Origin of the sequence: Frateuria hangzhouensis, from assembly GCF_026410505.1 — a bacterium.
In the GTDB taxonomy this organism is placed as follows: Bacteria; Pseudomonadota; Gammaproteobacteria; order Xanthomonadales; family Rhodanobacteraceae; genus Frateuria_A; species Frateuria_A hangzhouensis.
In genome coordinates, this window is sequence record NZ_JAPMIU010000004.1 from 233,339 (window position 1) to 245,555 (window position 12,217).

The window sequence follows — 12,217 nt, forward strand, 5'->3', positions numbered from 1 at the left end:
GCAGCGTCGCCTCCGCGCAACGCGTTGCGCGCGCCACTCGTCACCACGGAGGGTGCGCTCATCCCAATCCGGCGGACACGGCGCACTTCGCGGGTCATGTTGGTGGCCGGCAATCGTGCCGGTTCGGAGGACTCCGCATGCGCACCCTCTCTGCATCGATGCTGGCCACCGGTCTCGCGTTGGCCGCCGCCGTACCCGCCGCTCCGGCCGCCGCGATGAACGAGACCGCGCACAGCCCGGCGGCGGTGAAGGCGGTCGACCAGCACTGGCTGGATGCCGAGCTGGACGGCGACACGGACTACCTCGCCTCGCTGCTGTTGCCGGCCTACCGCTCCGTCGGCGCCGACGGCGTGGTGCATGCGCGGCGGGCGATCCTCGCGAACGCGGCGAAGAACCGCGGCTCGGACCGCGCGCGGCGCAAGGCCGAGGCATGGCGCAAGACGCACCCGTCGGGACAGCAGGTGGTACTGCAGGGCGATACGGCGATCCTGTCGTTCTACGACCCCGCGCTTGGTCCGGTACGGGGCGTGCGCTCGTCCGACGTGTTCGTGTACGTCGATGGCCGCTGGCGCGCGATCTATTCCCAGCACTCCCGGCCCGGTGGCAACTAGCGAAGCCGCGCCGCGCCCGTTTTCCTTGCCGCGGTGAGCGAGGGCCGTTCAATCGTCGGCAACGCCTGCGGCCGCTCGGCGGACACGATGCAGCGGTCGATCGCATCCGTGAGTGTCATGGCATGTCCTCCCGCGACATCAGGGAGTGCGCGCCAGCGTGGTGCAGCGCTCATCGGCGCAGGCCTGCCAGCCACCGCCCAGCGCCTTGTACAGCGCGATCGCCCGCAGGTTGATGCCGGCCTCGGCCTCGGCCAGCTGGTCCTCGGCGGCCAGGTGGGTGCGCTGGGCGTCGAGCAGTTCCAGGTAGTCGATGGCGCCGGCGTCGTAGCGGATCTTCGCCAGCGTGGCGGCCTGTTCGCTCTGGTCGGCCTGTTCGAAAAGGTGCTGCACGCGCGCGCGCTGCTGGTTGTAGCCGACCAGTGCATTGTCCACGTCTTCCAGCGCGCGCAGCACGGTGCGCTGGTAGCTGGCCAGCGCCGCGTCCGCACGCGCCTGGGTGGCCTTTACGCCCGAGCGCACGCGCTGCACGTTCAGTCCCGACCAGCTGATGCTGGGCGCGATCGACCAGGCGCGCGTGGCCGGGCTGCCGAAGTCGTTGCTGCGCCCGGCCAGGAAGCCAAGGAAACCGCCCAGCCGGATGTGCGGGAACCACTCGGCCTTGGCCACGCCGATGCGCGCGGTGGCCGCGGCCAGCTCGCGTTCGGCGATGCGGATGTCGGGGCGGCGCTTGAACACGTCGTCGGCGTTGCCGATCGGCAGCGTGGTGTCGATCGGCGTGAAATGTGCGGGCGACAGATCGATATCGAGCTCGCCGGGGCGCTCGCCCAGCAGCACGGCCAGCCGGAACCCGTCGGCCTGCGCCTGCGTCCTGAGCACCGGCAGCGTCGCCTCGACGCCGGCCAGGCGCGCGCGGGCGCTGGCCACGTCCTGCGCCGAGCCGGTGCCCAGCACGGCCCGGCTGTGGATCAGTTCCAGTGCCTCGCGCTGATTGGCGATGTCGCGCTCGGCCACCTCGATGCGCAGCTGGGTGCCGCGCAGGTCGAAGTAGTTGCGCGCGACCTCGGCGAACAGCGTGACCTGGGCGTCCTGCAGCGAGGCGGCCGCGGCAACGCTGTCGGCGCGCGCGGCTTCCACCTGGCGACGCACGCCGCCGAACAGGTCCAGCTCCCAGCTGGCGTCGAAGCCGGCCTGGTAGGCGGTGGTGGTGGTGCGCTGCTCGCTCACGCCCGGGGTCTGGCCGCGGCTGCGGGTGTAGCTGGCGCCGGTGTCGACGTCCGGCCACTGGTCCGAGCGCGCGGTGCCGAGCAGGGCGCGGGCTTCTTTCAGATGGGCGAGGGCGATCTTCAGGTCCGGCGCGTTCTTGGCGGCGCGGGTGATCAGGGCGTCGAGCGTGGGGTCGTTGAACTGCTTCCACCAGTCGGCCTGGAAGTCGGCGTTCGACTGGCGCGTGGTGTCGATGCCCTGCAGGGCGACCGGCTTTTCTTCCGGGCGCTGGTAGTCGGGACCGACGTTGATGCAGCCGGCGAGCAGCACGGTCGAAGCGATCGCCAGCAAACGGAGCGCACCCTTGGCTCCCTCTCCCCTGCCGGGAGAGGGTTGGGGTGAGGGGGCGGGGCTTGCGGGGGCGCTCATAAGAGCTGGCTCTGATGTAAGGGCGCGGCTAGAGCGGCCCCTCACCCCAGCCCTCTCCCCGGAAGGGAGAGGGAGCAGATTCATCGTATTTCGAAACATCTCAATGCTCCTCGATCGCGACCGGCAGCGCCGGATGGTGCGCGGCGCGCCTTGCCGCCGCGCGCTCGCTCCAGCCACGCACGATCACGTAGAACAGGGGGGTGAACAGCAGCCCGAAGAAGGTCACGCCGAGCATGCCGGCGAACACCGCCACGCCCATCGCATGGCGCATCTCCGCGCCGGCGCCTTCGGAGGTCACCAGCGGCACCACGCCCATGATGAAAGCGAAGCTGGTCATCAGGATCGGCCGCAGTCGCAGCCGCGCCGCTTCCAGCACCGCCTGCCAGCGGTCCAGCCCTTCGTGGATTTGCGCCTCGCGGGCGAACTCCACGATCAGGATGGCGTTCTTGCAGGCCAGGCCCACCAGCACGATCAATCCGATCTGCGTGAAGATGTTGTTGTCGCCGCCCGACAGCCAGACACCGGCGATCGCGGACAGCAGCACCATCGGCACGATCAGGATCACCGCCAGCGGCAGCGTCAGGCTCTCGTACAGCGAGGCCAGCACCAGGAACACCAGCAGCACGCACAGCGGGAACACCAGCACCGCGGTGTTGCCGGCCAGGATCTGCTGGTAGGTGAGCTCGGTCCATTCGAAGCTCATGCCGTTGGGCAGGTTGTCCTTGGCCAGCTTCTCCATCGCCGCCTGCGCCTGGCCCGAGCTGTAGCCCGGTGCCGGGCCGCCGTTGATCTCGGCGGTGGGATAGCCGTTGTAGTGCTGCACGCGATCCGGGCCCACGCCCTGGCTCACGGTGACGAACGAACCCAGCGGCACCGCGTCGCCCGCGGCGTTGCGCGTCTTAAGCCGCAGGATGTCCTCCGGCTCGCGGCGGAAGCCCGGCTCGGCCGAGACGTTGACCTGGTAGGTGCGCCCGAAACGGTTGAAGTCGTTGACGTAGAGCGAGCCCATGTACGCCTGCATGGTCTGGTACACGTCGGCCAGGTTGACGCCCTCGGCCTTGGCCTTCTCGCGGTCCACCTCGGCGTCGACCTGCGGCACGCTGACCTGGTAGCTGGAGAACAGGCCGGCCAGCGCCGGATCCTTGCGGCTTGCGGCGATCAGGTTCTGGGTCTGCTTGTAGAGCTCCTCGAAGCCCTGGTCGGCGCGGTCCTCGATCTGGATGCGGAAGCCGCCGATCGTGCCCAGGCCCATCACCGGCGGCGGCGGGAACACCGCGATGTAGGCGTCCTGGATCGCCGCGTACTTCTGGTTGAGCGAACCGGCGATGGCGCCGGCCGACAACGCCGGGTCGGTGCGATCCTCGAACGGCTTCAGCGTCACGAAGACGATGCCGCTGTTGGGCGAGTTGGTGAAGCCGTTGATCGACAGTCCCGGGAACGCCACCGCGTTCTCCACGCCAGGTTGCTTCAGCGCGATCTCGCTCATGCGGCGGATCACGTCCTCGCTGCGGTCCAGCGAGGCGGCGTCCGGCAACTGCGCGAAGGACACCAGGTACTGCTTGTCCTGCGAAGGCACGAAGCCGGTCGGCACGTGGATGAAGCCGAACACGCCCAGCGCCACCAGCGCGCCGTAGATCAGCAGCGCCGGCGCGCCCTTGCCGAGCACGCGGCGCACGCCGCCGACGTAGCGGTCGGCGCCGCTGACGAACATCCGGTTGAACGGGCGGAACAGCCAGCCGAAGCCGCGGTCGAGCAGCAGGCTGAAGCGGTCCTTCGGCGCGCCGCGTTCCTTCAGCAGCAGCGCGGACAGCGCCGGACTCAGGGTCAGCGAGTTGAACGCCGAGATCACCGTGGAAATGGCGATGGTCAGCGCGAACTGGCGGTAGAACTCGCCGGTCAGGCCGCTGATGAAGGCCGCCGGGATGAACACCGCGCACAGCACCAGCGCGGTGGCCACGATCGGCCCGGTCACCTCGGTCATCGCGCGGCGGGTGGCTTCCTTCGGCTTCAGTCCGTGCTCGATGTGCCGCTCGACGTTCTCCACCACCACGATCGCGTCGTCCACCACGATGCCGATCGCCAGCACCAGGCCGAACAGGCTCAAGGCGTTGAGCGAGAAGCCGGCCAGATACATCACCGCGAAGGTGCCCACCAGCGACACCGGCACCGCCACCAGCGGGATGATCGAGGCGCGCCAGGTCTGCAGGAACAGGATCACCACCAGCACGACCAGCAGGATCGCCTCGAACAGCGTGTGCACCACCGCCTCGATCGAACCGCGCACGAAGACGGTCGGGTCATAGACGATTTTGTAGTCCACGCCCTGCGGGAAGTCGGCCTTCAGTTGCGCCATGGTGGCGCGCACTTCGTCGGAGATCTGGATCGCGTTGGAGCCGGGACGGGCGAAGATCGGCAGCGCCACCGCCGGCTTGTTGTCGAGCAGGCTGCGCAGCGCATAGTTGTCCGAGCCCAGCTCCACCCGCGCCACGTCGCTCAGATGCGTGACCGCGCCGTCGGGGGTCGAGCGCAGCACGATGTTGGCGAAGTCCTGCTCCGACACCAGTCGGCCGCGGGTGTTGATGTTGAGCTGGAACGCCGCGCCGTTCGGTGCCGGCGGCGCATTGAGCGCGCCGGCGGCCACGTCCACGTTCTGCTCGCGGATCGCCTTGACCACGTCGCCGGTGGTCAGCCCGCGCATCGCCAGCCGTTCCGGATCGAGCCACACGCGCATCGAGTACTCGCCGGCGCCGAACAGTTGCACGTCGCCCACGCCATCGAGGCGGGCGAGCTGGTCCTTGATGTGCAGCCGCGCGTAGTTGGACAGGTACAGCATGTCGTAACGCTGGTCGGGCGAAATCAGGTGCACGACCATGGTGAGATCCGGCGAGCTCTTCTGCGTGGTCACGCCCAGCCGCTGCACTTCCTCGGGCAGCCGCGGCAGCGCCTGCGCCACGCGGTTCTGCACCTGCACCTGCGCGTTGTCCAGGTCGGTGCCTAGGGCGAAGGTCACGGTCAGCGTCATCGCGCCGTCGCTGGTCGCCTGCGAGGAGGTGTAGAGCATGCCCTCCACGCCGTTGATCTGTTCCTCCAGCGGCGCGGCGACGGTGGCGCCGATCACCTTGGGGTTGGCGCCGGGATAGTGCGCGCGCACCACCACTGTCGGCGGCACCACCTCCGGATATTCGCCGATCGGCAACTTGAACAGCGAGATCGCGCCGGCGATCACGATCAGCACCGACAGCACGCCGGCGAGGATCGGGCGCTCCACGAAATATTGGGCGAGTTTCATTGCTTGGGTTTCCTGGGAGGTGCTCCTCCCCCTGCCAGCAGGGGGAGGTTGGGAGGGGGTTCGCTCTTGGGCGAAGAGCACCCCTCCCCAGCCCTCCCCTGCAAGCAGGGGAGGGGGGTCAAAAGCATCAGTTGCGCGAGGCGACCTTGCCGTTGCTGCCGCCGGCACCAGCCAGCCGGTTGTCGGCATCCAGGCTGCGGCTGTCCATGGCAACGAGGGTGGGATTGACCTCCATCCCCGGCCGCACGTGCTGCAGGCCGTTGACCACCACCACGTCCCTGGCGGTCAGCCCGGTCTTGACCACGCGCAGCCCGTCGACCAGCGGCCCCAGCGTGACCTTGCGGTATTCGACCTTGCGGTCCTTGTCGAGCACATAGACGAACTTGTTGCCCAGATCGGTGCCCACCGCACGTTCGTCGATCAGCGCGCGCGGCTTCGTGCTGGGCGTACGCAGCTCCAGCCGCACGTACAGGCCCGGCGTGTAGCGGCCTTCGTCGTTGTCGAACACGGCGCGCAGGCGGATCGTGCCGCTGCCGGCGTCGAGCTGGTTGTCGACGAAGTCGATGCGGCCCTCGTGCGGGTAGCCCTGCTCGTCGACCAGCCCCATCGCCACCCTCGGCGCGGTGCCACGTTGGCGGCGCAGCGTGTCGAGTTTCAGGAAGGCATGTTCGTCGATGGTGAAGTACGCGTACATCGGGTCGACGCTGACCACGCTGGTGAGCACGTCCGCCGGTGTGACCAGGTTGCCGGCGGTGATCCGCGCGTTGCTGACGCGGCCATCGATCGGCGCGCGCACCTCGGTGAAACCGCGATCGAGCTGCGCCGCATCCAGCGCCGCGTCGGTGGCCGCGGCGTGCGCGCGGGCGCTGGCCGCGGCGGTGGCCAGGCGATCGGCCTCCTGGGTGGAGATCGCATGTTTGGCCAGCAGCTTGTGCGCGCGTTCGGCATTGGACGCGGCCAGCTTCTGCTCGGCGCGGGCCTGGTCGAGCGTGGCGGCGAGCCGGTCGACCTCGGCCTGGTAAGGCCGCGGGTCGATGGTGAACAGCAACTCGCCCTTGCGCACCCGCGCGCCTTCCTTGAAATGGACGGCGGTCACGTAGCCGCTCACGCGCGGATGCACCCGCACGGTGTCCACTGCTTGCAGCCGGCCGGTGAAGGCGTCCGTGTCGCTGACCGGGCGCACCAGCGTCTGCGCCACCGTGACCGCAGGCGGCGGCGGTGTGCCGGCTTCCTGCGCGTGGCTGTCGCCCGGGCCGCCGAGCAGCGCCCAGCTGCCAACCGCTACGGCTACCGCCGCGCTCAAGAGGATCCATCGCTTTTTCATGCTGTGCTCCCGGGTTTTCAATTAGTGCACCGGCGAGTACAAAACCGGCGAAGGCCCGGGAGAATAGGTACACTTGCCGGTATAGAAAACCGGGGCTTGGTGCAATGCAATAGTGACACCCAGTCACGAATGTCCCTTGGAGGCACCCAATGGAAGACTTCGCAGCAATTTCAGCTTTCGTCCGCGTGGTCGAAGCCAAGACCTTTGCCGCCGCCGCGGCGCAACTGGGCATGACCCCGTCCGGCGTCAGCCGCGCGGTGTCCCGGCTGGAGGAACGCCTCGGCGCGCGGCTGCTGTTCCGCTCCACCCGGTCGCTGCGGCTGACCGATGACGGCGCCGTGTTCCATGCGCGCTGCAAGGACATCCTGGCGGATCTGGCCGAAGCCACCGAGGCGCTCGGCTACGCCACCCGCAAGCCGGTCGGCAGATTGCGCGTGGGCCTGTCGCTGGCGGTGGGGCGCGCCGCGCTGATCCCGCGCCTGGTCGAGTTCGAACAGCGCTACCCCGACATCCGCCTGGAACTGTCGATGAGCGACCAGCCGTCAGACTTGAACGGCGAGGGCATCGATTGCGCCGTCCGCGTGGGCGAGCTGGAGGACTCCAGCCTGATCGCGCGCAAGATCGGCTACCTGCGCAACGTGGTGTGCGCCTCGCCCGCCTACCTGGCCCGTCACGGCGTGCCGCAGACCATCGACGACCTCAAGCGGCACCGTTGCATCAACTACGTCTATCCCAACGGCCGCCCGCGCCAGTGGATGTTCGACGGCAGCAACGGGCCCGTCGCCGTGGACGTGGAAGGCCACCTGCTGATCAACGACGCCGAATCGGTCATCCAGGCCGTCGCCGCCGGGCTGGGGATCACCCAGGCCCCACACATGATGGTGGCCTGCATGCTCGACCTGGGCAAACTGGAGCTGGTGATGACCGACACCCGCTCCACCGGCAAGCCGGTATGGATCGTCTACCCGCAGAAGAAGCACCTGTCCGCGCGCGTGCAGGCGTTCATCGAATGGGTGCGCGAGCTGTTCGAACGCACCAATGAGCCGCCGTGCCGGTTGCCGGCGCGGCCGCCGGCGGACAAGACGTCCAGCGTGCGGATCACCGCGAACGCCTGAACCCGTGCGGCGAGGCCGGTCGTGCGCACGGCGCAGCTTCAACCGCCGGCCGGCAACCACACCAGCAATGCTGCGCCCAGCGCGATGCGGTAGATCGCGAACGGCGTGAAGCGGTGCGTGCGGATGTAGCCGAGCAGCCATTTCACCGCGGCGAAGGCGACGATCGCCGAGACCACGAAGCCGACGATGAGCGCGCTCCAGTCTTCGTGCACCGCGCCGCCGTTCTTGACCACCTTGAGCAGCTCGTAGCCGGTGGCCGCGTACATGGTCGGGATGCCGACCAGAAAAGCGAACTCGGTGGCCGCGGCGCGGTTGCTGGTGCCGGCCAGCAGCGCGGCGAAGATGGTGGCCGCCGAGCGCGAGGTGCCGGGGAAGATGCCGGCCACCATCTGCGCGATGCCGACCAGTACCGCCACTGTCCAGGTCACTTCGCTACGGTCCGGCTGGCGCGCCGCGACGGCCTCGGCGCCCAGCATCCACAGGCCGCCGATGACCAGCGCCCACGCGATCGGAGTGACCGTGTCCGGCAAGGTGAAACCCAGCTTGACCGCGGTAAAGCCGAGCACCGCGGTGATCAGGAACGCCACCGTGAGCTTGGCCAGGTAGTCGCGGTTGGCCGGCTCGCGCCATTGCGTCAGCAGCTGCCACAGGCGCTTCCAGTAGATCAGCGTCACCGCCAGGATCGCGCCGGCCTGGATGCCGATGTTGAACAGGTCCGAGCGCTCCCCCAGCCCGAGTTGTTCGGCGATCAGCAGGTGGCCCGTGCTGGAGATGGGCAGGAACTCCGTGATGCCCTCGATGATGCCGAGCAGGATGACGCGGATCAGATCACTCACAAGGACTCCGGATGAGGGCGAACCGATAGCTTACGGGAACGGCGAAAAGACACCGTAGAGATCGCTTCCAGCACGAACGCCGTAGTCGTCGGCGCGCCCACGACGGTTGCACCACATCGGAAAATTGTTTGCACCATTTAAGGGCGCTCCTGCCATGTCGGGCTGGCACGGGCGTTGCTACGACGCTCGTATCCCTATCATCGCCGAGGCCCGTGCCCATGACCGCCCAGCAAGTGCTCGACCTGATCGCCGAACACGACGTCGAATTCGTCGACCTGCGCTTCGCCGACATGCTCGGCGTGCACCATCACCTGACCTATCCCGCGCACGCCATCGACGAGGGCGTGTTCGAGGACGGCAAGATGTTCGACGGCTCCTCGATTCCGGGCTGGAAGGGCATCGCCGAGTCGGACATGGTGCTGTTGCCCGATCCGGCCACCGCGCATCTGGATCCGTTCTCGCAGCACAAGCAGCTGATCCTGCACTGCGACGTGCTGGAGCCGTCCACCATGCAGGCCTACGGCCGCGACCCGCGCTCGATCGCCAAGCGCGGCGAGGCGTACCTGAAGTCCACCGGCATCGCCGACACTGCCTTCTTCGGGCCGGAGCCGGAGTTCTTCATCTTCGATTCGGTGCGCTGGCAGAACGACATGGGCCGCGTGTTCTACGAGATCGGCTCCGAAGAGGCGGCGTGGAGCTCGCGCTACAAGTACGACGGCGACAACACCGGCCATCGCCCGGGCGTCAAGGGCGGCTACCTGCCGGTGCAGCCGGTCGATTCGCTGGGCGACCTGCGCGCCGACATGTGCAAGGTGCTCGAGTCGCTCGGCCAGGTGGTGGAAGTGCACCACCACGAGGTGGCCAACGCCGGCCAGTGCGAGATCGGCGTGCGCTTCAACACGCTGGTGAAGAAGGCCGACGAGTTGCTGACGATGAAGTACGTCATCCGCAACGTGGCGCACCAGAACGGCAAGACCGTCACCTTCATGCCCAAGCCGCTGGTGGGCGACAACGGTTCGGGCATGCACGTGCACCAGTCGCTGGCCAAGGACGGGCAAAACCTGTTCGCGGGTGAACTCTATGGCGGCCTGAGCCAGCTGGCGCTGTGGTACATCGGCGGTATCTTCAAGCACGCCCGCGCGATCAACGCCTTCGCCAACTCCACCACCAACAGCTACAAGCGCCTGGTGCCGGGCTTCGAGGCGCCGGTGATGCTGGCCTACTCGGCGCGCAACCGCTCGGCGAGCTGCCGCATCCCGTACGTGTCCAGCCCGAAGGGCCGCCGCATCGAGGTGCGTTTCCCCGACCCGATGAACTCCGGCTACCTGGTGTTCACCGCGCTGATGATGGCCGGACTGGATGGCATCATCAACAAGATCGACCCCGGCGCGCCGGCCGACAAGGATCTCTACGACCTGCCGCCGGAAGAAGAGAAGAACATCCCGCAGGTCTGCGCCAGCCTGGACGAGGCGCTGGCCGCGCTGGACAAGGATCGCGACTTCCTCAAGGCCGGCGGCGTGTTCACCGACGACTTCATCGACGCCTACATCGAGTTGAAGATGAAGGAGGTCACCCGTTACCGCGCCAGCACGCATCCGCTGGAATTCCAGATGTACTACTCGATCTGAGCGGACGGGTCCGGTTGTCGTCTGCGCACGTCGCTGCGCATGCGAAACAAGATGAATTACCGCTTTCGCGGGCATGACGCCCGAGCGGTGGGCTAGGCTCCCTCTCCCCTCCGGGGAGAGGGCTGGGGTGAGGGGCCGGGCTCGCGGGGAACTTCACTGGGCGTGCATCTCGCTCCAGTTTTCAACGACCGCGTCGGCCACACTTTCCGTCACACCCGTTCGACCACCATCGCCACGCTGCCGTGATTGTTGGCATAAGCCTGCCAGGCATCGTTGGCGTAGGCGTACAGGTAGCCGCCGGTGGCGGGCGTGAAGCTGGCGCCTTCGCCGATCAGGAAGGTCTCGCCGCGCGCCTCGCCCTGGTTGTCGGCGACGAAGCCGATCAGCGCGCACCACGGTGCCGACTCCACCCGGCGGGTGAACCAGAAGTCGTTCTGGCTGTCGGTGACCGTGTTGAACAGGTGTTCCACCGAGCCGAACGCGGAGGCGGCCAGGCGCGCGATGTCGGAGACGTGGTGGCCGTCGACCTCGCCACCGGCGGCGGAGAACTTGGCACCCGCGTCGAGCCACTCGCCCGAGGCCGCGAAGCGGTAGCGCGTACCCGCCTCGAGGTAGAGGCCGGTGGCGTTCCAGTGTGGCGAGGCGAACACGTCCACCATCGCGTGCTCGCCCTGCGCAAGCGTGCGGGTGGGCCAGTAGTCGCCCTGCGCCAGCGGCGGATCGGCCTGCCGCGCGAGGGCGGCCGGATGCAACAGGCCGGCGCGCGCGCTGGTGTCGGCCACGCACGGGACCGCTCGCGGCTGGTTGCGGCCGAGCTTGAACAGGCCCTGCCGCGAATCGTGCAGCACGCCCTGCGGATCGGGCCGCAGTTGCGCGCGGGTGCCTTCGCGCAGGCGCAGGCCACAGGTCGCCGCCTCGTCCAGCATCCACTCCAGCGCGATGTCGGACAGCCCCGCCTGCGCGTAGCCGCCGCCCACGTCGCCGTGCACGCCGGGAAACCAGACCTGGTGCACCCGCTCGGGCCGGCGGATGTTGGTCCACAGGGTCGGCATGAAATCGGCGCGGCGTTCGTCCATCGCCACTGCGTGGCGAGCGTGGGCGATCATCGGGCTGATCTTGGTGTCGTGGAACTGGTAGCGGTGCGGATCGCCAATGAAGCGCAACACCGACAACTCCAGCGGAATGCCCAGCGCGCCGACGGTGTCCCACACGCCCATGAAATGCACGCTGATGGTGCCGGCAGTGGGCTTTCCGGGCGCCACGCCGTGGAAAGCGTAACCCTTGGCGTTGGCGAACGGCTGCCCGGAGCGGTAGGCCTCGAACACCGCCTCGACGCGCGACCACGTTTCGGCCGGCACCAGCGTGGCATCGGACAGGTCCAGCAACCCGCTGTGCGCGAGCAGTCCGCCCAGGCTGCGCACCGTGTAGGCGCCGCGGCTGAAGCCGAACAGGAAGATCCGGTCACCGTCGTGGTAGTGCGTGGCCAGCCACTGGTAGGCGCTCATGATGTTGCGTTCCAGCCCGGCACCGGTGCCGCCGCCGACCATGCGGTCGAGCCAGCCGCCGTTGGTGCCCACGCCGGGGTGGTAATAGGCCAGCTGCTGCCCGTCCTTCACCGCGGCGTTGTAGACCTTGGCCACGTTGGTGGGCGCGGGCAGGCCCTGGTCGGTGTGCTCGAGGGTGTTCCAGGTGCCGTCGCAGCAGACGATCAGTTGGGTCATGGCAGCATCCTCGCAGGCCGGTTCGAGGGTGGATGCGCCGCGTCCGGCTTTGCGGCCGCGA

General features: G+C 68.3%; 9 protein-coding genes. 3 read left to right on the forward strand and 6 right to left on the reverse strand.

Features of this window, described 5'->3' with window-relative positions:
• Nucleotides 1-137 precede the first annotated feature (137 nt).
• On the forward strand, nt 138-611 hold the full coding sequence (locus tag OSC30_RS06405) for a nuclear transport factor 2 family protein (protein WP_267171014.1): 474 nt from the start codon (nt 138-140) through the stop codon (nt 609-611).
• Here the strand turns inward: OSC30_RS06405 and OSC30_RS06410 are convergent.
• The 4 genes from OSC30_RS06410 to OSC30_RS06425 form a co-directional block, all read right to left on the reverse strand.
• Nucleotides 608-730, reverse strand: coding sequence for a hypothetical protein (locus OSC30_RS06410; RefSeq protein ID WP_267171015.1), 123 nt, complete (start codon nt 728-730; stop codon nt 608-610). The genes OSC30_RS06405 and OSC30_RS06410 overlap by 4 nt on opposite strands.
• Nucleotides 731-749: 19 nt before the next feature.
• A complete protein-coding gene (locus OSC30_RS06415) occupies nt 750-2,165 on the reverse strand; it encodes an efflux transporter outer membrane subunit (protein ID WP_267171016.1) in 1,416 nt (471 codons plus the stop codon).
• A gap of 178 nt (nt 2,166-2,343) precedes the next feature.
• Nucleotides 2,344-5,532: an efflux RND transporter permease subunit gene (locus tag OSC30_RS06420; protein ID WP_267171017.1), complete on the reverse strand. Its 3,189-nt coding sequence runs from the start codon at nt 5,530-5,532 to the stop codon at nt 2,344-2,346.
• 127 nt (nt 5,533-5,659) lie between these two features.
• Complete coding sequence (locus tag OSC30_RS06425; RefSeq protein WP_267171018.1) at nt 5,660-6,856, reverse strand: efflux RND transporter periplasmic adaptor subunit; 1,197 nt, start codon at nt 6,854-6,856, stop codon at nt 5,660-5,662.
• Between the two features lie 149 nt (nt 6,857-7,005).
• Here OSC30_RS06425 and OSC30_RS06430 point away from each other — a divergent pair, with 149 nt between their 5' ends.
• On the forward strand, nt 7,006-7,971 hold the full coding sequence (locus OSC30_RS06430) for a LysR family transcriptional regulator (RefSeq protein ID WP_267171019.1): 966 nt from the start codon (nt 7,006-7,008) through the stop codon (nt 7,969-7,971).
• Nucleotides 7,972-8,009: 38 nt separating this feature from the next.
• On the opposite strand, the gene OSC30_RS06435 is transcribed toward OSC30_RS06430, so the two are convergent.
• Complete coding sequence (locus OSC30_RS06435; RefSeq protein ID WP_267171020.1) at nt 8,010-8,807, reverse strand: undecaprenyl-diphosphate phosphatase; 798 nt, start codon at nt 8,805-8,807, stop codon at nt 8,010-8,012.
• Between the two features lie 218 nt (nt 8,808-9,025).
• Here OSC30_RS06435 and glnA point away from each other — a divergent pair, with 218 nt between their 5' ends.
• The gene (gene glnA / locus OSC30_RS06440) at nt 9,026-10,435 is read left to right on the forward strand and encodes a type I glutamate--ammonia ligase (protein ID WP_267171021.1); all 1,410 of its coding nucleotides are present in this window, start codon (nt 9,026-9,028) and stop codon (nt 10,433-10,435) included.
• A 209-nt stretch (nt 10,436-10,644) separates the two neighbouring features.
• Here glnA and OSC30_RS06445 read toward each other — a convergent pair whose 3' ends face one another.
• A complete protein-coding gene (locus OSC30_RS06445) occupies nt 10,645-12,156 on the reverse strand; it encodes a DUF2235 domain-containing protein (protein WP_267171022.1) in 1,512 nt (503 codons plus the stop codon).
• Nucleotides 12,157-12,217 lie beyond the last annotated feature (61 nt).